General features: G+C 70.2%; 16 protein-coding genes. 5 read left to right on the top strand and 11 right to left on the bottom strand.

All coding sequences use genetic code 11. From position 1 onward, the window contains the following. Genes ABD798_RS26930 through ABD798_RS26915 form a run of 4 tightly spaced genes read right to left on the bottom strand, consistent with a single transcriptional unit; the run spans position 1 to position 3,375 of the window. Positions 1 to 492 carry a nucleotide exchange factor GrpE gene (locus ABD798_RS26930; protein ID WP_344880409.1) on the bottom strand — a complete coding sequence of 164 codons (492 nt, stop codon included), beginning with the start codon at positions 490 to 492 and terminating at the stop codon, positions 1 to 3. A gap of 9 nt (positions 493 to 501) precedes the next feature. Then, complete coding sequence (gene dnaK / locus ABD798_RS26925) at positions 502 to 2,379, bottom strand: molecular chaperone DnaK (RefSeq protein ID WP_344880406.1); 1,878 nt, start codon at positions 2,377 to 2,379, stop codon at positions 502 to 504. Further along, the gene (locus ABD798_RS26920; RefSeq protein WP_344880403.1) at positions 2,379 to 2,897 is read right to left on the bottom strand and encodes a YflT domain-containing protein; all 519 of its coding nucleotides are present in this window, start codon (positions 2,895 to 2,897) and stop codon (positions 2,379 to 2,381) included. Before ABD798_RS26920 ends, dnaK begins: the two co-directional genes overlap by 1 nt. Positions 2,898 to 2,907: 10 nt before the next feature. Continuing rightward, positions 2,908 to 3,375: an Hsp20/alpha crystallin family protein gene (locus ABD798_RS26915; RefSeq protein ID WP_344880401.1), complete on the bottom strand. Its 468-nt coding sequence runs from the start codon at positions 3,373 to 3,375 to the stop codon at positions 2,908 to 2,910. Positions 3,376 to 3,572: 197 nt separating this feature from the next. Here ABD798_RS26915 and ABD798_RS26910 point away from each other — a divergent pair, with 197 nt between their 5' ends. Beyond that, complete coding sequence (locus ABD798_RS26910) at positions 3,573 to 5,261, top strand: PucR family transcriptional regulator (protein ID WP_344880398.1); 1,689 nt, start codon at positions 3,573 to 3,575, stop codon at positions 5,259 to 5,261. Positions 5,262 to 5,314: 53 nt separating this feature from the next. On the opposite strand, the gene ABD798_RS26905 is transcribed toward ABD798_RS26910, so the two are convergent. Genes ABD798_RS26905 through ABD798_RS26895 form a run of 3 tightly spaced genes read right to left on the bottom strand, consistent with a single transcriptional unit; the run spans position 5,315 to position 8,649 of the window. Next, positions 5,315 to 5,695 (bottom strand): hypothetical protein, encoded by a 381-nt coding sequence (locus tag ABD798_RS26905; protein WP_344880395.1) that lies wholly within the window; start codon positions 5,693 to 5,695, stop codon positions 5,315 to 5,317. Beyond that, complete coding sequence (locus tag ABD798_RS26900) at positions 5,688 to 7,142, bottom strand: SDR family oxidoreductase (RefSeq protein WP_344880392.1); 1,455 nt, start codon at positions 7,140 to 7,142, stop codon at positions 5,688 to 5,690. Before ABD798_RS26900 ends, ABD798_RS26905 begins: the two co-directional genes overlap by 8 nt. Positions 7,143 to 7,179: 37 nt before the next feature. Beyond that, positions 7,180 to 8,649 carry a cryptochrome/photolyase family protein gene (locus ABD798_RS26895; protein ID WP_344880389.1) on the bottom strand — a complete coding sequence of 490 codons (1,470 nt, stop codon included), beginning with the start codon at positions 8,647 to 8,649 and terminating at the stop codon, positions 7,180 to 7,182. 71 nt (positions 8,650 to 8,720) lie between these two features. Here ABD798_RS26895 and ABD798_RS26890 point away from each other — a divergent pair, with 71 nt between their 5' ends. Both ABD798_RS26890 and ABD798_RS26885 read left to right on the top strand, forming a co-directional pair. After that, a complete protein-coding gene (locus ABD798_RS26890; protein WP_344880386.1) occupies positions 8,721 to 10,343 on the top strand; it encodes a DUF2079 domain-containing protein in 1,623 nt (540 codons plus the stop codon). A 9-nt stretch (positions 10,344 to 10,352) separates the two neighbouring features. Next, positions 10,353 to 11,999 carry a hypothetical protein gene (locus ABD798_RS26885; protein ID WP_344880383.1) on the top strand — a complete coding sequence of 549 codons (1,647 nt, stop codon included), beginning with the start codon at positions 10,353 to 10,355 and terminating at the stop codon, positions 11,997 to 11,999. A 3-nt stretch (positions 12,000 to 12,002) separates the two neighbouring features. On the opposite strand, the gene ABD798_RS26880 is transcribed toward ABD798_RS26885, so the two are convergent. Next, on the bottom strand, positions 12,003 to 12,524 hold the full coding sequence (locus ABD798_RS26880) for an ester cyclase (RefSeq protein ID WP_344880380.1): 522 nt from the start codon (positions 12,522 to 12,524) through the stop codon (positions 12,003 to 12,005). Between the two features lie 8 nt (positions 12,525 to 12,532). Continuing rightward, complete coding sequence (locus tag ABD798_RS26875) at positions 12,533 to 13,600, bottom strand: MBL fold metallo-hydrolase (protein ID WP_344880377.1); 1,068 nt, start codon at positions 13,598 to 13,600, stop codon at positions 12,533 to 12,535. Between the two features lie 78 nt (positions 13,601 to 13,678). Here ABD798_RS26875 and ABD798_RS26870 point away from each other — a divergent pair, with 78 nt between their 5' ends. Both ABD798_RS26870 and ABD798_RS26865 read left to right on the top strand, forming a co-directional pair. Beyond that, positions 13,679 to 14,317, top strand: coding sequence for a TetR/AcrR family transcriptional regulator C-terminal domain-containing protein (locus tag ABD798_RS26870; protein WP_344880374.1), 639 nt, complete (start codon positions 13,679 to 13,681; stop codon positions 14,315 to 14,317). A gap of 552 nt (positions 14,318 to 14,869) precedes the next feature. Next, the gene (locus ABD798_RS26865; protein ID WP_344880371.1) at positions 14,870 to 17,650 is read left to right on the top strand and encodes a helix-turn-helix transcriptional regulator; all 2,781 of its coding nucleotides are present in this window, start codon (positions 14,870 to 14,872) and stop codon (positions 17,648 to 17,650) included. A gap of 10 nt (positions 17,651 to 17,660) precedes the next feature. On the opposite strand, the gene ABD798_RS26860 is transcribed toward ABD798_RS26865, so the two are convergent. After that, positions 17,661 to 18,887: a glycosyltransferase gene (locus tag ABD798_RS26860; RefSeq protein ID WP_344880368.1), complete on the bottom strand. Its 1,227-nt coding sequence runs from the start codon at positions 18,885 to 18,887 to the stop codon at positions 17,661 to 17,663. Positions 18,888 to 18,959: 72 nt separating this feature from the next. Then, on the bottom strand, positions 18,960 to 20,516 hold the full coding sequence (locus tag ABD798_RS26855; protein WP_344880365.1) for an MFS transporter: 1,557 nt from the start codon (positions 20,514 to 20,516) through the stop codon (positions 18,960 to 18,962). Positions 20,517 to 20,542 lie beyond the last annotated feature (26 nt).

Below are 20,542 nucleotides of genomic sequence, written 5' to 3'. Positions count from 1 at the left end.
TCACCCCCGCGACTTGGACACCGTCACGGCCGTCGGCCGCAACTGGTGCCGATCGGTCCCGTAGCCGGGGCGCACGACCTGGGTCACCGTGTTCGGCTCGGCGGCCGGGTCTTCGACGACGGCTACGACCTCGTGCCGGTTCGGGTCGAACCGGACGCCGGTCTCGTCATCACGCGGGTACCCGAGCCCGGCGAGCAGCCGGACGGCCTGCTCCCGGATCGCGTGGACGCCCCGCACGATGGCCGACGGATCCGCTTCGGCGTGCGCGAGCGCCAGTTCGAGGTTGTCCAGCACCTCGAGCCAGGCCGCGGCGACCCGCTCCCGTTCGGCTTCGGTCGCCCGCCGCAGCTCCGTGGCGTGGCGCTTGCGCACGTTGTCGAGGTCGGCGACGGCGCGCCGCCACCGGTCCTCGATCTCGGCGATCTTCTCGTCCGCCTCGGCGGCCTCCTCGGAGGGGTTCTCCTGTTCCGCGGACCTTCCCGTGGTGGCCATCGATCCGCCTCACGTCCGGTCGAAGTCGGCGTCGATCACGTCGTCCTCGTCCGCCGTCCGCCGCGGCCCGCCGCCGTCACCGTTGCCGTTGCCACTGCCACTCGCCCGGGGCGCGGTGAGCCCGGCCAGCACCTGCTGCAGTTCCGAGGTCAGCGACCGCACGCGGTCCAGGGCGGCGGCGTCCTTCACGGCCTCACGAGCCTCGTGGACGAGCATCTCCGCCCGCGCCTTCTCATGCGGCGGGGTGGTGTCGGTGATGGCCCGTTCGACCTGGTAGGCGGCCGAGTCGAGCTGGTTGCGCGCGTCGATCTCCTCGCGCAGCCGCTGGTCCTCGGAGCGGTTGCGCTCGGCCTCGGTGACCATGCGGTCGATCTCCGCCTGGTCGAGGTTCGAGCTCTCGCTGATCGTGATGCCCTGCTGCGCGCCGGTGTCCTTGTCCTTCGCGGTGACGTCCAGGATGCCGTTGGCGTCGACGTCGAAGGTGACCTCGATCTGGGGCTCGCCCCGCGGTGCCGGCCGGATGTCGGTGAGCTGGAAGCGGCCGAGCACCCGGTTGTCTACGGCCCGTTCCCGCTCGCCTTGGAGCACGACGACGTCGACCGCGGGCTGGTCGTCCTGCGCGGTGGAGAACACCTCGGTCCGCCGCGCCGGGATCGTCGTGTTGCGCTCGACGATCTTCGTCATCACGCCGCCGCGGGTTTCGACGCCGAGCGAGAGCGGGGTGACGTCGAGCAGCAGGACGTCCTTGACCTCGCCCTTGAGCACCCCCGCCTGGACCGCCGCGCCGAGCGCGACGACCTCGTCCGGGTTGACGCTCATGTTCGGGTCCTTGCCCCCGGTCAGCCTGCGGACCAGGCTCTGCACGGCCGGGATCCGGGTCGATCCGCCGACCAGGACGACCTCGTCGATGTCGTTCGCGGTCACCTTCGCGTCGGCCATCGCCTGCTCGACCGGGCCGAGGCACCGCTCGACGAGGTCGGAGGTGATCTGCTCGAACACCGAGCGCGTCAAGGTGGTCGTGAGGTGCTTGGGGCCGTCCCTGTCCGCCGTGATGAACGGCAGGCTCACGCTGGTCTGGCTGACTGTGCTGAGCTCGACCTTCGCCTTCTCCGCGGCCTCGAAGAGACGTTGCAGCGCCTGCGGGTCCGACCGCAGGTCGATGCCGTTGTCCTGCTGGAACCGATCGGCGAGGTGGTCGACGATCCGGCGGTCGAAGTCGTCCCCGCCGAGGTGGGTGTCCCCGGCCGTCGAACGGACCTCGACCACGCCGTCGCCGACGTCGAGCAGGCTCACGTCGAAGGTGCCGCCGCCGAGGTCGAACACGAGGACCGTCTCGTGGCCCTTCGAGTCGAGCCCGTAGGCGAGCGCGGCGGCTGTGGGCTCGTTGATGATGCGCAGGACCTCGAGGCCTGCGATCTTGCCCGCGTCCTTGGTGGCCTGCCGCTGGGCGTCGTTGAAGTACGCGGGCACCGTGATGACGGCCTCGCTCACCCGCTCGCCGAGGAACTTGCCCGCGTCGTCGGCGAGCTTGCGCAGGACCTGCGCGCTGATCTCCTCCGGCGAGTGGAGCTTGTCGCGGACCTTGAACCGGACGACGCCGCCCGCGCCCTCGACGACGTCGAAACCGACGGCCTTGGCCTCGTCGCCGACTTCGTCGTACTTGCGGCCGATGAACCTCTTCGCCGAGTAGATCGTGCCCTTCGGGTTGAGGATCGCCTGCCTGCGCGCGAGCTGGCCGACCAGCCGCTCCCCGCTCTCGGTGAAGGCGACCACCGACGGGGTGGTCCGCGCGCCTTCGGAGTTGGAGATGACCGTCGGTTCGCCGCCCTCCCAGACGGCGATCACCGAATTGGTCGTTCCCAGGTCGATGCCGACTGCCTTCGCCATCACGCACCGGCCTTCATCGTGGCGAGCATGTTCCTGGCTTCGTCGGCGACCGCTTCGTCGGCGACGACCTCGTAGCGGGAGGGCGCCATCACCTGGACCGAGGCGAAGTCCCGGCGGCCGCGCTGGAGCGCGTGCGCGACAAGACCGAAGATCGCTCCGATCACCGCGCCGAAGACGAGGCCGTACACGGCCAGCGTGAACGCGGCCAGCAAGGGCGTGAACCAGTTGAAGACGCCGAACAACCAGCCGATCAGCAGGCCGGTGAGGGCTCCGGAGCCGGCTCCGCGCAGCGCGGCGCCGCCGTGGTTCAGGCGCCCCACGATCTGCTCGACCAGCTTGACGTCCGAGCCGATGATGGCGACCCGCTCGACCGGGAAGCCGTTGTCCGACAGGTAGTCGACGGCGCGTTCGGCTTCGCCGTAGTTCTCGTAGGACCCGATCGGACGGCGCTGGTGCGAAGCGCGGGGATCCGTGGTGTGACGCGGTGTTGGCGCCGTGGCGCCGGGCTGCGCGGTCATCGTCGGACTCCTAGACGTTGGCGGGTTCTTCTCGGGAAGCCCTCTCGGCGATGCGGGGCTCGTCTTCTGCCGTCTCGGAACTGGTGCTGATCTCGACCTTGCGAGGCTTGCTGGCTTCGGCGACCGGGATGCCGAGCACGAGCACGCCACGGTCGACCTCGGCGGACAGCCGCGTCGTGTCCAGGTTGTCGCCGAGGAAGAACTGGCGGCTGAACTCCCCCTGCGGCCGTTCGTCGACCAGCAGTTGGTCACCGTCCTGGCGCAGCGGTGCGCGGCGGGCGCGCACGGTCACCACGTTGCGTTCCACAGTCACGTCGACGTCGCCGGGGTCCACGCCCGGGAGGTCCAGCGCGACGAGGAACCGGTCATCGCGGCGAAAGGCCTCCATCGGCATCGCCCGCGGGCCGCGAGCACCGGTAAGGGCCTGCTCGGTCAACCGTTCGAGATCGCGGAACGGGTCGAAACGCAGCAGTGTCATGACGTCCCTCATTCCTCGTCCGTACGTGTCGCGGAAGACCCACCGCGTCGAACCGCGAAACCGGCGAGGCAGCCACAGTGGCAAGAGAAGTGGTGCCCGCGTGTGCGCCTGGCAGGTCGAAATTCGCGCGCCCGCTCGACCCGGCAGGGCAGGATCAACCGCTGTAGCCTTCTGGCCAGTCGACGGTCGGAGGTCCGGTGACACCCGCCGAGGCGGGCGACGGGGCCCGCGATGATCCACAACGGCCGCAGAGCTGGTGGCGCGGCCGGTTGTCGACTCTGCGTGAGCTGTTCGTCGTCTCGACGATGATGATCGACGGCAGGGGAGCCGACGGCATCCTCCGGCTGGCCGCCACCTCCGTCCCGTCGTTGAGCAGTTGCGGCGCCAAGGCGGTCTACCTCTTCACAGGCGGCGCACTCCGCCGTCGTGACGACGCGGAGCCGGACGCGGAGCTCGACCGGCGGGTCCGGTTCCTCAACGGTGTCAGCGGTCCGCTCGTCCTCCCCGGCGGCGGCTGGTGCTGGGGCTTCGCGCTGCGGGGGCTGCACGGCCTGGTGGGCTACCTGGTGGTGCACGCGGCGGAGGCGCCACCTGAGGACGAGTTCTTCCTGCTCGAGGCGCTCGGCGGGCAGACGGCGGGCGCGCTGGTGAACGCCTCGCTCCACCGGCGGGAGCGCGAGCACGCGCTCGAACTGCAAGAGCTCAACGGCAGGCTGTCCGCCTCGGTCGCCCGGCTCGAGCAGCAGACGCACGTGCACGAGGTGCTCAGCGACATCTCCGTGTCGAGCGCGGGCGAGCCCGGCATCGCCCACGCCGTGCACCAGCTGACGTCGTTGCCGGTCGCGGTCGAGGACCGCTTCGGCAACCTGCGCGCCTGGGCCGGTCCCGGCAAGCCTGACCCGTACCCGAAGCACCAGGCCCACCGGCGCGAGGAGATGCTCAAGCGCGCCGCGGCGGTCCCGCACCCGGTCCGGGAGAAGGACCGCGTGCTCTCGCTGGTCAAACCGCGGTACGAGGTGCTCGCTGTGGTGGCGCTGGTGGACCCTCGCAACACCGTGGGCACCCACGAGATGTTCACGCTCGAATACGCCACGACGGTGCTGGCGCTGGAGCTGTCCCACCTGCGCAATCTCGCCGAGGTCGAGCTGCGCCTGCACCGGGACCTGGTCGATGACCTGATCACCGGCACCGACGACGAGAGCGCCTACGCTCGTGCCGACGCGCTTGGGCACGACCTGCGCGGTGCACATTGGGTGATCGTCGTCCGCTGGGGCGAGGAGCAGACCGACGACGCCGTCGCCGAGGCCGTGCGCCAAGCGGCCGCGTCGCTGCACCTGAGCTCGATGATCTCGCGGCACTCGGGTGCGGTGGTGCTCCTCGTCAGCGGCTGCCCGGACGGGGCCACGCTGTACCGCCTGCTTTCGGAGAACCTCGGTGGCGCCGGTGCGACCGGGGTCGGTGGCCGCTGCGATCGCCCCGGCGACTTTCCGCGGTCCTACTCGGAAGCGACGCGGGCGTTGGACATCCGCCGGAAATCGGCGTCGCCGGATGGTGCGACGACCTTCGACCAGCTGGGCCTCTACCGCATTCTGGACAGCGGCGGGAACCACGCCGAAATCGTGGCGTACGTGCGGGAATGGCTGGGCCGGCTACTCGACTACGACGAGCACAAGAACGCGGATCTGGTCCAGACGCTGGCGCAGTACCTCGAATGCGGCGGACACTACGACGAGACCGCTTCCGCGCTGGTCATCCACCGCAGCACCCTGCGCTACCGGCTGGGCCGGATCCGGGAGATCACCGACCTCGACCTGAACGACGTCGACAGCAGGCTCAACCTGCACGTGGCCACCCGAGCCTGGAAGGTGCTGGGAGGCTCGGTGTGAACGGCGAGGGGTGCACGCGCGACAACGCGGCCGGACCCGGTGATGCGCGGGACCTACGAGCGCCCATCGTGGATCTGCCTTGCCCAGTGGGCGGGGGTCTCGTGGTAGGCGATGTCCAGGCCGACTATCCAGACGCGAGGGGTGCCTCCGCCGGGCGCGGGGTCCGACCACTGCTGGTTGACCAGGGCGACCGCCTCGGGCTCGGGCACACCGAGCGAAGCCAGCTCCCGGACGATCTCGCGGCAGAACGCCAGTGCCTCGGCGTCGCCGGCGCAGGGGAACTCGCCGTGTGAGCGCAGCAGCGACTCGTGCACGAGCCACTCGTCCGCACCGTCGGCGCGGATCTGGTCACCGACGTCGGCGGGGTCCAGGTCGAACTCGGCCAGGAAGCGGTCGAGGTAGTCCTTGGGGCCGACGGGTGCGAAGTCAGCCATGTGCGGCCGCGGCGGCGAGGATGTTGCGCTTCATGCCGCCGAACACTATGCCGTGGAAGGGCCACACGGCCCACCAGTACAGATGCCCGAGCAGGCCGTGCGGGATGAAGACGGCGCGCTGCCGGTAGACGGAGCCGCCGGACGCCGAAGCCACGGACAGCTCCAGCCACGCCTTGCCGGGCACGCGCATCTCGGCGCGCAGGCGGAGCAGGGAGCCGTGCTCGATCTCCTCGACGCGCCACCAGTCGAGCGCTTCGCCGGTGTGCAGCACGCGGGGGTCGCGGCGGCCACGGCGCAGGCCGACGCCGCCGACGGCGCGGTCGAACCACCCGCGCACGGCCCACGCGAGCGGGAAGGAGTACCAACCGTTCTCGCCGCCGATGCCCTCGATGACCCGCCACACGGACTGCGGCGGAGCGCCGGAGCGCTGTTCCCGCACGTCGGTGTAGACCGAACCGCCGGACCACGCGGGGTCGCTGGGCAGCGGTTCGGACGGGGCGCCCGCGGGGGAGGCGTTGGACCACCGGGTCTGCACCTCGCCGTCGCGGATCTTGGCCAGGGCCAGCTCGACGGCGCGCGCGTAGCCGGTGAGCCCGCCCGAAGGCTGGGGGAGGTGGGCGTCGATGTCGTGCTCGGACCGAACGACCTCGTGCACGAGCGAGTCGACCAGCGGCCGGGCGATCGAGGCGGGAACGGGGGTGACCCAGTTGACCCAGTGCGAGGACAGCCGGGGGCTGAGCACGGGAACGGGGATGATCACGCGCCTCGGCAGCCCGGCGATCCGCGCGTAGCCGCGCATCATCTCCACGTAGGTGAGCACGTCGGGGCCGCCGATGTCGAAGCCGCGGTTGACCTCGGCGGGCAGGTCGAGCGCGCGGACGAGGTAGTGCAGCACGTCGCGCACGGCGATCGGCTGGATGCGGTTGTGCACCCACTTCGGCGTGATCATCGCGGGCAGGCGTTCGGTCAGGTAGCGCAGCATCTCGAAGCTCGCCGAGCCGGAGCCGATCACCACCGCCGCGCGCAGCACAGCGGTGGGCACGCCGGAGCGCAGGAAGATCTCACCGACCTCGGCGCGCGAAGCGAGGTGATCGGACAGATCGCTTCCGGCCGGAGTGATCCCGCCGAGGTAGACGAGCCGCCGTACGCCGTTGGAGCGCGCGCAGGACGCCACGATCCGCGCGGCGCGCTGGTCGATCTCGGCGAAGTCCTTGTGGTTCAAGGAATGCACGAGGTAGTGCACGGCGTCGATGTCCTCGGTCGCCGCGCGCACCGAAGCTTCGTCGAGCACGTCGCCGCGCACGATCTCGACCTGCTCCGCCCACGGAACGTCGCGCAGCTTGCCGGGATCTCGTACCAGGCACCGCACTTCGTGGCCCTCGGCGAGCAGCAGCGGCACGAGCCGTCCGCCGAGGTATCCGGTCGCTCCAGTCACCAGGCATCGCATACGCCCAGCCTCGTCGCCGTAGCCCGATCGTGCACGTTCAGAACTGCTCGCGACCGAGTTCCTGCTCGACAACCGCCTCGACGTCGTCGAGCCGCCGCAGTCCGCTGAGCGCGCGGGTCATCCGGTGGTTGCCGGACAGCTCGCGCGCGTTGCCGTGCAACCACGCCCAATACCCGGCAGTGAACGGGCACGCTTCGTCGCCGAGCCGCTTCCGAGGGTCGTACGGGCACGTCGAGCAGTGATCGCTCATGCGGTTCACGTAGGCACCGCCCGACAGGTACGGCTTCGTGGCCATCACACCGCCGTCGGCGTGCTGGCTCATCCCGACGACGTTCACCGGCATCACCCACGGGAACCCGTCGACGAAGGACGTGGTGAACCAGTCGCTCAGCTCAGCGGGGTCGTAGCCGCGTTGCAGGCCGTGGTTGCCCAGCACCATCAGCCGTTGGATGTGGTGCACCCAGCCGCGATCGCGCACGCCCGCCAACGCGGACTTGAGGCACTTCGCCCGCACAGCGCCGGGATCGAGCTCGGCCCACCACTCCGGAAGCCGCACGCGAGCGCGGAAACCGTTGTTGCGCTTGTACTCCGGGCCGAAGTGCCAGTACAGGTGCCACACGTACTCGCGCCAGCCGAGCACCTGCCGCACGAAGCCCTCGACGCTGCTCAGCGGCGCGTCACCGGCTCGGCGCTCGGCCGCGCGGACGACGTCGAGCGGGTGCAGCAGCCCCAGGTTCAGCGGCACGGACAGCAGCGAGTGCGCCATCGCCCAGTCCTCGCCGAGGATCGCGTCCTCGTGCGGGCCGAACGCGGCGAGCCGGTGCCGGACGAAGTGCTCCAGAGCTGCGTGAGCCTCCGCCGACGTCACCGGGAAGAGCCTGGGACCGTCCCGGCCGACGGTGTCCAGGTCCATCGCGTCGAGGTCGGCGCGGACCCGCTCGTCGATCTCGTCCTCCTCCGGCCACCACGGCGGTTCCACCGGCAGCCGGGACGCCCCCTTCGGCGGGGGTTCGCGGTTGTCGGCGTCGTAGTTCCACCGCCCGCCCACGGGCTCGTCCGCGTCCATCAGCACCTCGAAGCGCCTGCGCTGGTCGCGGTAGAAGTCCTCCATCAGGAAGCGCTCCCGCCCGCGCGCCCACGCGGCGAACTCCTTGCGGGACAAAGCGAATCCTGGAGTCGGTAGCACCTCCGCGACGAGGCCGTCGCGTTCGAGCGCCCGCACCAGCTCCTCAGCGGCGTGCGAACCAGGCTCGTGCACGGCGACCGGGCGGCCGTACTCCGCGAGCGCCGCCCGATAGGTCGTAGCGCGCAACAGGGTCGCTCGCTCGCCGAGTTCCGCGGCGAGGTGCCGCATCCCCGACAGCACGAGGTGCAGCTTCTGCCGGTGGTAGGGCCGTCGTCGCAGCGCGTTCTCGGACTCGACGAGCAGCACTTCGCGGGTGCCGTGGTGGAAGTGCGCCCCGAGCTGGTCTCCGAACAGCCACAGTGGACGGTCGATTTCGGCCATCGCGTCATTCTCGCAGCCGAGCGGCGGACCGACACGGTAGTGCGAACGGGGTGCCGGTACGGTTCGCCGATATGTCGTCGAACGCGCCCGTCCGTGCTGGTCGTGCGAGCACCTTGCTGCTGGTCCTGGCCGCGCTGCCGGTAGCGGCGATGCTGTTCGAGGTGCTGCGCTCGCCGCGCCTGCACTTCCTGGACTACTGGTCGGTCTTCACGCGGGTCACCGACGACGACGGCAGCCTCTACCCGCGCGGCGTGCTGACGTACCAGAACGAGCACCCGATGTTCTTGCCCGGCTTGCTGTTCTGGCTGGAGGCGAAGCTGCTCGGCGGCTACAACCAGGTGCTCGGGCTGATCGATGTGATCATGGTCAGCTCCACCGTGCTCCTGCTGCGGCGGCTGCTGCCGCGCGAGCTGGGCGACACCAAGCGCGCCGCGCTCACGGCGGGCTTCTCGTTCCTGCTGTTCACCACGAGCGGCCTGCACAACTTCGCGTTCGGCTTCAGCGGGATCGGGTGGCTGTCGGCGAACCTGGCCGCTGTGGGCGCGCTCGTGCTCGCGTGGCGGGGCAAGCACGCCAGCGCGATCGTGGTCGGGATCGTCGGATGTGCTTGCTACGGAACGGCTTTCGCGGTGTGGCCCGCGCTCGCGCTGGTCAACTGGCTGCGGCGGGAGCGCGCGCGGTGGGTGGTCGGGCCGCTCGTGATCGGCGTCGTGGTCGTGCTCGGCTGGGCGATGACCTACGGGCCGAAACCGAGTCTGGACAAGGGAGATCTGCTCGGCCTGGACAGCTACCTCGCGGCGGTGGCGGCGGCTCTGGGACAGCTGTGGTCGACCAACCAGGACGTGGCGACCGGCGCGGGCGTGCTCACGGGACTGCTGCTGGCGGGCTTCGCCGGACTGGGGGTGCGCAGGCGCTTCGCGGACGACGTGCAGCACCCGCAGACGCCGTGGATCGGGGTGGCGGTGTACGCGGCGGGCGCGGCGGTGATGATCAGTGCGGCGCGCGCGGGAGCCGGTCTGGACATCGCCTCGACCAGCCGTTATGCGTCGATTCCGGCGTTGGCGGCGTGCGCGGCGCTCGCGCTCGTGGTGATCAGCTGGCCCCAGGTCAGCGCCGTTCGAGTGGCCGGAGCGGCGGTCGCGGTCGGCCTGATGACCTACGCGATCGGCAGTGTGCAGGCCGGGCACGTGCGCGCTCAGTACGCGAAGCAGGACCTGCTCGCGATCGCCATGCGCACCGACGCCCCGGCGATGGTCACGCAGCTGCGGGCCAAGGTCGCCGCGCTGCCCGCCGCCCGCGCGTTGGGGCTCTACCCGTTCAACGAGGACTTCAGCTTGGGTTGTGGCGGGCACGAACTGGGCGAGGTGATCGGCGCGGACGCGCTCACGCCGGTTCGGGGCGTGTCGGCGACCGAGCGCACGGGCGGCAACCTGGACAGCCCTGCGGTCGGGGACGCGTTGATCAACGGCTGGGCGATGGTCGCTGACAAGCGCGTCGACTGCGTGCTGGTGCTGGATCGCTCGGGCACGGTGGTCGGCGGCGGGATCACCGGCGTGCCGCGACCCGATGTCGCGCAGGCGCTCGCAGCTTCGGACCCGCGCCTGGGGTTCACGGCCGTCGCAGGTCCGGGCACAGCGGGTGATCGTGTCGTCGTGTCGGCGGGTGGGCGGCTCTACCAGCTGACGCCGGGATAGATTCCGGCGGTGCGCGTGGACGGGGAGACGGCAGCCGTGGTGACGGACCGCCGGGATCGCTGGCTGGAGCTGGGCCTGCTGGCCCTGACGGCGGTCCCCGTGGTGATCATGGTGGTCGAGGTGTTGCGCTCGCCCATGCTCAACTTCCTCGACTTCTGGTCGATGCTGGGCAACGCCACCAACGACGACGGCTCGCTGCACCCGAGCGGCCTGGTGAACCTGCACAACGAACACCCGTTCGTGTGGCCGGGCTTGCTGTTCTGGATCGACATCCGTTTCCTCGGCGGCTCGAACCAGGCGCTGGGCATGGCCGTGGTGCTCGCGGCGGTGCTGATGGTGCTGGCGCTCAACCGCATGCTGCCCAAGGACCTCGGCCGGGCGAAGCGCGCGGCGCTGACGATGGCCTTCGCGTTCCTGCTGCTGTCGCCGAGCGGTCTTGAGCTGTTCGGCATGAGCATGAACGGCGTCCACGGGCTGTCCGGCTACCTGCCGAGCGTGGTCGCGCTGCCCTTCGCGCACCGGGGCCGCACCGTGCTGGCCGTGCTCGCGGCGGCCGTCGGGTGCCTCGGCTACGGCAGTGCGTTCCCGGTGTGGTTCGCGGTCGCGCTGGTGGCGTGGCTGCGGCGTGATCGTCTGTGGCAGATCGTGCTCCCGGCCGGGCTCGGCGTGGCGGTCGGGGTGTCGTGGTTGCTGGTCAAGCGGGCCGAGCACCTGCCGACTCCGGACAAGCCGCTGGGCGCGGAGAGCTACCTGTCGACCTTCGCGGAGACACTGGGTTCCTTGTGGTCCTCGGTGCGCGATGTCGCAGTCTTCGGCGGAGTGCTGACCGGGTTGATCCTGGTGGTGCTCGTCGCCGGAGTGCTGCGGGACCGCGTCGAGGACGGGGCAGTGCGCCGCGCGGCGGGCTGGGCGGGCTTGGGCCTGTACGCGGTGCTCGTCGCGGGCATGGTGAGCCTGTCGCGGATCAACCTCGCCACCCAGCTCGGCTCGACCAGCCGGTACGCGGTGATTCCGGCGTTGGCGATCTCCGCGTTGCTCGTGCTCGCGGTGCTCGCCTGGCAGCCCTCCAATGGGCAGACGGCGTTCGCGGCCACGACCGTCGCGTTGCTGACCTTCGCGATGGGCACGAAGGCGGCCGACACCGTGCGCGCGAACTACCCGGAGCAGAACCTGCTCGCGATCGCTGTGCGGGTTGAGGCGCCGAAGACGATGGCGGAGTTGCGCCTGGAGCCGATCAGCGCGCTCAAGCCCGTGCGGGCACTGGGTGCCTATCCGTACTCGGACTCCTTCACGCTGGGGTGCGGTCAGGAACTCGGTTCCAAAGTGGACCCGACGCGGGTCCGTCCGGTACCCGATCCCGGCGCGGGGCGGCCGACACAGGGCCATCTGGAATCGGGGCCGCTGAAGGGGGACACCGCGATCAGGGGATGGGCGGTGATCGACCACCGCCGCCCGGAGTGCGTGCTGGTGGTCGACGCGCAGGGCACCGTCGTCGGCGGCGGGATCGCCGGGCTGTCCCGGCCGGACGTGGCGAAAACCGTTGGCACCAGGGAAACCCGCTCCGGCTGGCGCGCGGTCACCGGCTCCGACGTTCCCGGCGGCAGCGTGCTCTTCGGCGCGGGAGGACAGTTCTACAAGATCACTCCCACGCCGTGAGGCTCACGTGAGCAGTTCGGGGGCGGGCTTGCCGCCGGTCATCGACAGCGCGCCCTTCACGCACCTGGCCAGCAGCCACCAGTTGGCGGGCTTCTTCAGGTCCAGCCCGCCGATGAGCTGGCGCAGCAGGGTGAGCGAGTCGAAGTAGATCCGTTCGCAGACCAGCGTCTCGTCCTCGTCGAAGATGAAGTACGCGGTCATCCGGGTGCGGAACTCGCTGCCGGTGGCCGGGATCTTGCCGAGCGGGCCGAGGTGCGTGCCCATCAGCCAGAACTCCACGACGATCGCGTCATCGGTGTGGCGCAGCTTGATGATCTCGTGGTGCTGGTCGGGGAAGGCCACGCGCGTCTCGTGGTAGTACCCGCGCACCGCCGCGTCGCCGTCGTGCACGGTCATCGTCGCGATGACCTCGTAGCGCGGGTGCGGGAACGTCGACAGCACGTCGTCCCAGCGGTGGTCGACCTCGTCCTGGAAGTGGTCGAGCACGAGCTTCTCGCGGGCGGCGCGGACTTCGTCGGTGATCATGAGCGTCCTCAGGTGAGCGTCTTGTGGGTGAACGTCGGGGTGGTTCCGGGATTGGTCCACGCGGCCGTCAGCTCGCTGGACGGGAAGAACTGGAGGAACCGCGGATCGGACTGGGAGCGGTCGACGATCGACTTCTCCAGGATGATCGAGTTGTACTGCTCCGCCGTGGTCTCCAAGGTGTTCGCGTTGAGCACGACCTCCTGCTGCCACGCGCGCGCCCACCTCGCGACGCCGGGCAGGCGGCTGTGCTCCGGGGTCAGGCACTCGGCGGCGATCACGTTCTCGCTGCTGGCCCAGATGCCGGTCGAGGTGTTGAGCACCAGCGTCTGGTTCCCGAACACGTGCCCGGGGGTACCGAGTACCGCGACGCCGGGACCGAGTACCAGTCCGCCGTCGGCCGCCAGGAACGCTTCGGCCGGCACGTCGTCGAACGCGCTGACCTGGTACCACGGGCGCTGCAACGGGTGCAGGTCCGCCATTCCGGCCAGCTCGTCGCGCTGCACGATCACCTTGGCGTTGGGGAAGTACGCGTCGCCCGGGTTCGTCGTGGTGCCGATCCAGCGACGCAGGTCCTGCGTGTGCAGGTGGTCGAACATGAGGTAGTCGACCTCCTCGGGCCGGATGCCGAGGCGGGTCAGGTGGTGCTGAACCGTGCCGTGCCGCGTGACCGCGAGCTTGTCCATGAAGTTCGGCAGGCGCTGCTTGAGCGCCGCGAAGTACGGGGTGTTCTCGCCGCGTTCCACATCGCTGGGCTCGAACAACAGGGTGCGCCGTCGACCGCCGCTGTCGTGCCAGCGGATCACCAACATCCGGTTGGTGATCGACAGGAACGGCGCGATGGCGCGGCTCGCCCGGAAGAGGCCGAAACGCGTCGGGTAGGGCAGCGTCACCAGATCGCACGTGATCACGCTGTCCGGGGTGCCCGTCGCCGAGAACTCCCTGCGGAAGTCCGCCGCGCGCGTGCGCGCCCAGGTGAGCTTCGCGCCGAAGCCGCCTGGAACGCCGGGCAGGCCGTCGAACACCTCGACGGCCGCGCCGAGGCTGGGCAGTGCTGCGACGTCGGCGGGATCGAACACGCGGGCCTCCCAGGTACTTACGCTGTAAGTCAAGGGAAGCACTTACACTGTAAGTCCGTCAACCGGAAGGCAGTCCCGATGGAGCCCCGCGACAAGGTGACCCGCGAGAAAGTGCTGGCAGCGGCGCTGACCCTGGTCGAGGAGAACGGCATCGAGGGCCTGAGCATGCGCAAGCTCGCCGCTGCGGTCGGAGTGGAGGCGATGTCGCTCTACAACCACGTGCCCAACAAGGACGCGGTGATCGACGGCGTCGCCGAACTGGTCATCCAGCGCATGGTCCTGCCCGAGCCCGCCGGCGACTGGAAAGCCGACCTCCGCGCGCTCGCCGACGCTTTCCGCAGCTCAGCCATCAGCCACCCGCACGCCGCGCGCCTGCTGCTCACCCGCCAACTCGTCTCCGGCGGCAGCCTCGCCGCATCGGATGCCGCCCTCGCCGCACTCCGCCGGGCTGGGTTCTCCGCATCGGAAGCCGTTCACGCCCTGCGCGCGGTCTTGGCGTTCCTCGTCGGCACCGTGCTGCGCGAGGTCGAGTCCACCCCCGCCTTCGACGGCTCCGATCTCTCCGCCGTGGCCCGCCGCCGCGCCGACCTCTCCGCCGACGCCTTCCCCTCGCTGGCCGAGTCCGCTCCTTTCTTGGCGTCCTGCGACCACGAGCGCGAGTACACCTACGGCCTCGACCTCCTCCTCTCCGCCCTCGAATCCCGCCTGAACCGCTGAGGTGGTCCGGGGGGCTTCAACTGCGGCGAACCCTCGGGTGGGGTGGGGAGCCGGAGTGCTACCTGAGGTGGGTGGGGAGCGATATCGATGATCCTCAGGGGTGAGGGCGTCGGCTTGCTCGTCTGGCGGAATGGCGGGCCCAGCTCCGCCGGTCCCGGGGGGTGGCGGGGGCGGCAGGAGGGGCTGGGTGCGACCGAGGTAGCAGGCCAGGGTGTCGGCTGAGCGGCAAAAATCATCTGGCACGTGCCACCTGAGGATGATGCCAGAACAGTTTTCTCAATCTATTGGGAACTGTCGTGTGGTCGTGTGGGATCGTGCCGATGGGGCTGCGGGAGTGCGAATCGAACTTTCTGATTCCTCTTGCAATGATGTGTAGTCTTGTATCAATGACATCAGTATTTATGTGTAAATCTAATTGCGCCGAATGGCGGCGGCGGTGTTGGTAGCGTGATGACTAGCCTTTCGGATGGATCTGCGTGTTCTGGGCTTTGGGTGTACTTCTGGAACTGGGATTCACTTGGTTGATGGGCCGTTTACCTGGGGAGGAGCGGCATGTTTCTGGTTGAGCGGGACGATGAGTTGCGGATTCTGCGCGATCTGCTCGCCGAGTGCGCGGACGGGCGCGGCAGGGTCGTCGTCGTCTCGGGCGGGGCCGCGGTCGGCAAGACGGAGCTGGTCAACGCGGTCACGGAGGACGCGCTCGACGCGGGCGCCGTGGTGCTGGCCGCGACGGGTTCGCGGGCGGAGAGGTGCCTGCCCTTCGGGTTCCTCCACCAACTGCTGCAAGGGATTCCGGCCGACACCGGCCGGGTCGCGGGGTTGCTCGCGGCGCACGCGGGCGGGCCAGCCACCGACGGGGTCGGCGAGGTCATCCCGCAGGAGCACGCGCAGATCGCGCACGAGGTGTGCTCGCTGCTGTTCGCGGTGGCCGAGCGGCAGCCGGTGATCCTCACCCTCGACGACCTGAACCACGCGGACACCGCTTCTCTGCGGTGCGTTCTGTTTTTGCTCCGGCGACTGCGGTCGGCGCGTGTGATGGTCATTGTCACGGAGGGTGAGAGTTCTACCCCGTCCTATCTGCACTTTCGGGCGGAGTTGTTGCGGCAGCCCTACTGCCAGCGCATTCGGCTGTTTCCGTTCACGCCCGCCGGGGTCATGCGGCGACTGGCCGCCGAACTGGGAGAAGAGGCAACGAACGAGGCCACTCCGACCTATTTCGCGGCCAGCGGGGGAAACCCGCTGCTGCTCAACGCGCTCATCGAAGGATATCGCGCCGCGCACCGGGAACTGCCGACGGGGGTGAGTCCGGAACCGGTGGTCGGAGACGGTTACCGGCAGGCGGTGCTGGCGTGCCTCTATCGCTGTGAACCGCCGGTGGCGGAGGTCGCCGCCGGGCTCGCGGTGCTGCACGAAGCGGCGACGCCCTCGATGCTGCACCGGCTGCTGGACCTGGAGCCCGAGGCGGTCATCCAGGCGATCCAGACGCTGAACATGGCCGGGCTGCTGGAGCGCGGGCGCCTGCGCCACGCCGCCGCCCGCGCGGCGGTCCTGGAGAACCTGCCCGCGACCGAGCGCACCGAGCTGCACGTGCGCGCCGCGTGGCTGCTGCGGGCCGACCGGGGTGAGGCGTTGACGATCGCCCGCCTGCTGCTCGCGGTGGGGTGGGACCAGGACCCGGCCGTGGTGCCGATCCTGGAGGAAGCCGCCGAAGCCGCGCTCGCCGTGGATGACGCGGGGCTCGCGGTGCGGTGCCTGGAACTGGCGCAGCTGGCGTGCTCGGGGCAGCGCCGACGCGCGGTCGTGACGCTGCGGCTGGTCGAAGCGCTGTGGCACTTCGCCCCGGCCGACGCCGCGCGGCACCTCACCGGCCTGGTGGACCTCGCGGAGCTGGACCTGCTGGAGCAGTCCGACCAGTTCTCGTTGCTGTCGTGCCTGCTGTGGTTCGGCAGGGTCGACGAAGCGAACCGGCTGCTGCTGCGCTGGGACGTGCAGGCGGCGGGCCGCGATGCGCAGCTCACCCTGGTGCGGCACCAGTTGCTGGCGAGCTTCCCGCAGTTGCTGGCCCGCCTGCCCGCCGCGCCGCGCGTGGCGGAGCTGGGCACCGCGCAGAACGGCCTGCGCCCGACGCCCTCGGCCGCGGCGGTGCTGGCGAGGGCGCTGGCCAACGGCAACACCGACCAGATCGTCCTCGCGGCAGAAGAGATCCTCCAGGCCACGCGGCTCAGCGCGGCCAGCCTGGAGGCGATCGAGTTCGCGTTGATGTCGCTGGTCTACGCCGACCGAGCCGACCGCGCGGCGCACTACTGCGTGCCGTTGCTCGGCGAGGCGACCAGCCGCGAGGTGCCGACGTGGCGTGCCGTGCTGTCGTTGGTGAGCGCGGAAATCGCGCTGCGGCACGGTGATCTGACCGAAGCCGACGAGCACGCGGCAGCGGCGCTGAACCACGTCGGCGTGCAGGGGCTGGGTGTTCGGGTGCGCGCGGCGCAAGGCATCAGGGTGTTGGCGCTGACCGAGATGGGCGAGCACTCGGCTGCCGCCGAGGTTCTGCGCCTTCCGGTGCCCGAGGTGATGTTGCGCTCGCGGTACAGCCTGCCGTACCTGCTCGCGCGCGGGGTGCACTTCCTCGCGACGGATCGGCCGCAGGCTGCGGAAGCGGACTTCCGCAGCTGTGGCGCGCTGATGACGCAGTGGGGGACGGACGCGCCCGCGCTGGTCCCGTGGCGCACCGAACTCGCGCAGGTGCACGTGCGTCTCGGCGCGCGGGAACAGGCGCGCGAACTCGCCGAACAGCAGCTCGGGCGCTCTGCCGGTCTGCGTCGGGCGCGCGGGATCTCCCTGCGGGTCTTGGCTTCCACGGTGGAGCTGCGCCAGCGGCCGGGATTGTTGCGCCAGGCCGCCGACATCCTCCAGGCGTGCGGAGATCGGCTGGAGTTGGCCAAGACGCTGGCCGAACTCAGCCGCACGCACTACGCGCTCGGTGAGTTCTACCGCGCGAGGATGATGGTCCGTCGTGCCGTGCACCTGGCGCAGCAGTGCCACGCCGAGCGCACGGTCTGCGGCGATCTCCTTTCCCTGGCAAGGGAATCGTTGCCCTCGGACACCAAGGGGGCCGTCGAGGTGAAGGGCCTGGCGCAGCTCAGCGAGGCCGAACGCCGGGTCGCCGCGCTGGCCGCGCGCGGGCACACCAACCGCGAGATAGGCCGCAAGCTGTTCATCACGGTCAGCACGGTGGAGCAGCACCTGACCCGGGTGTACCGCAAGCTCAAGGTCAACAGCCGCGCGGACCTGCTGGTGTGGGAGAGCACCGAGAAGCCCAAGGCCCGCATCTGCTGAGAAACCCTTGTCAGTCAAGGAGTTCGACCGCCTTGACGATCTGGCCGGCGCCGTCCTCCGAGCGCACCTGCTCGCCGACGGCGTCGGCCACCGCGCTCAAGGACGGCTCGTGCACCGCGCGGTGGATCAGCTCGCCGAGCCGGTCGGCGTCGAGCTTGCGGAGCGGGACCGAGCCAGGACTCACACCGAGCTTCTTCAAGCGCGCGGCCCAGAACGGCTGGTCGGCGGTCAAAGGCGTTGGCACAGCGGGAACTCCTGCGCGCAGCGCGGCTCCGGTCGTGCCGGCTCCGCCGTGGTGCACGACCGCGGCCATCTGCGGGAAGAGCCATTCGTGCGGAGCTTCGCCGATGGTGAGCACGTCGTCGTTGTCCGCCACGGCAAGGCCTGCCCAGCCCGACTGCACGATGCCGCGCACTCCGGCCTTGCGCAGCGCGGCGGCGGTGATCTCGGAGAGCCGTTCTCCGTCACTGCTGGCCATGCTGCCGAAGCTGACGAAGACCGGGGGCGGGCCGGAGGCGAGGAAGTCGGCCAGCTCGGGCGAGGGCGTCCAGTCCTCCCGCACGGCGGGCCACCAGTAGCCGCTGATCTCCAGGCCGGGCCGCCAGTCGCTGGGGCGCGGCACCACGTGACGGCTGAAGCCGTGGTGCACCGGGTAGTTCTCCTGGTGCATGGCGCGGAGCATGGGGTTGAGGCCGACCGCGGGCAGGCCGAGCCGAGCTTGGAAGTCGGAGAAGAAGCGCACGGTCGGCGCGGTCAGCGTCCGCAGCACGCCGTCGAGGTGCCGGTTGGCCCAGCGGCCCAGGTTCGGCAGCGATGCCTCCGCCGGGGGGAAGTCGCCGGTCGGAGCCATCGCGGTGGGGAACAGCTCCAGTGCCATCGTCGGGATGCCGAGCGCCGTGCCGACCGCGTACCCCTGGGGGATGGTGAGGTGGTGCAGCAGGAGGAGCTCGGCACCCTCCGCGACGGTGAGCACGCCCTCGCACAGCTCCCGCATCATCTCGACGTACTGGCGGGCTCCCGAGAGCACCGCGCCCGCGCCGGTCTCCTCCCACGCGGTGTGCGAGGAGTCGGCGCCGCGCAGGTGCAGGAAGTCCAGGCCCGCCGCGCGCACCAGCGGTTCGTGGGCCTGAGCGGTCGCGACGGCGACCTGGTGGCCGACCTCGGCGAGCCGCCGACCGAGGCCGGTGAAGGGGGCGACGTCCCCGCGAACACCGACCGCGGTGATGACGATCTTCATGATGCCGCTGCTCCCCGTTCTGGGTTGGTCTGCTTCCTCTTCTACCGAAGCAGGGCCGACCCAGCGGGCGCGTCAGTCGCTCGATGACTTCGCAGGCGCCTGAACATCATCCTCATGACGGGGTTCAGCCTCGTCCTCGGCGGTGATGTGCCTGGGCATCAGGGCGCACGCCGCCACCGTGACGACTGCGACCAGCACGCCGCCGATGATCCCGTTGAGCTGGATGCCGTCGATGAACGCGGCCCCGGAATCGGCGAGCAGGCGCGTGGCCAGCTCGGGCGGGAGGGTGGCGGCCTCGGCGACCGCGGCGCTGGCGGACTCCCGCGCCGCGTTCATGGTGTCCTCGCTGATACCCGGGATCGAGCGCAGCGAGTCGGAGTACACCGAGAAGGCGATGCCACCCATCACGGTGATGCCCACGCCGATGCCGAGCTCGTAGGTCGTCTCCTCGGTCGCCGCCGCGCTGCCGACGTGGTCGATGTGCGCCACGGTCAGCACCGCGTCGTTGGCGGCGATCATGGTCAGGCCGATGCCCGCGCCCAGCGCCACCATCATCGCCGCGATCGGCAGGTAGCCTCCCGCCTCCAGCGCGAGCCAGCTGCCGAACAACGACAGCGAGGTCAGCCCCAGTCCGACGCCGAAGAGCAGGCGGTGGCCCCAGCGCAGCATGAGCATGCCGACGAAGGTGGACAGCACGATCGCCAGCAGCAGCGGCAACAGCGCGAAACCCGCGCGCATCGGGCTGTAGTGCAGCACCGACTGGAACAGCTGCTCCAGCACGAACATCACGCCCGACATGGCCAGCATCGCCACACCCGCGGAACCGACGCCAGTGCTGAAACCCCTGTTGCGGAACATGTTGAGGTCCAGCAGCGGGTGCGGAGCGCGGCGCAGCCACGCGATCAGGCCGGAGAGCACCACGATCCCGCCGAGCAGCAGCAGCGCGGCGGTGAGGGTGAAGCCGGTGCTGGTGGCGGTCTTGATGCACAGCACCAGGCAGCCGATGCCGAGCACGGAGAGCACCGAGCCGAGGACGTCGATGCCGCCGGGGCCGCTGGCGCGCGACTCCGGGACGAAGCGCAGCACCACCAGGGTCGCGACCGCGATCACCGGCACGTTGATCAGGAACACCGCGTGCCAGGTGAAGTGCTCCAACAGGAATCCGCCCAGCAGCGGGCCGAGCGCCGCGCCGATGGAGAGCACCGCGCCGAGCACCGCGATGGCCAGCGTCCGTTCCTTGCGGTCGGGGAAGACCACCCTGGTGATCGACATGATCGCGGGCATGATCATCGCCCCGCCGATCGCCGTCCCCGCCCGCGCCGCGATCAGCAGCTCGGGGGTGGGCGCCCACGCCGCGAACAGCGAGTTCACCACGAACATCAGGAAGCCCAGCAGCAGGATCTTCTTGCGCCCGAAGCGATCGCTGATCGAGCCGGAGGTCAGCAGCAGCGCGGCCAGCAGCAGCGGGTAGACGTCGTTCATCCACAGCAGCTGCGACAGGCTGGGCCGCAGGTCCTGGGTGATCGACGGGATCGCCAGGCCGAACACCGTGCTGTCGACGGTGACCAGCAGCTCGCTCATGGCCAGCGCGGCCAGGATGCCCCAGCGGGCCTTGCCTAATTTGATCATGTTTCGCGGTCCCCAACGGAAGTCGT

Source organism: Allokutzneria multivorans (assembly GCF_039537405.1).
In the GTDB taxonomy this organism is placed as follows: Bacteria; Actinomycetota; Actinomycetes; order Mycobacteriales; family Pseudonocardiaceae; genus Allokutzneria; species Allokutzneria multivorans.
This window is presented reverse-complemented; position numbering and strand designations above follow the sequence as displayed.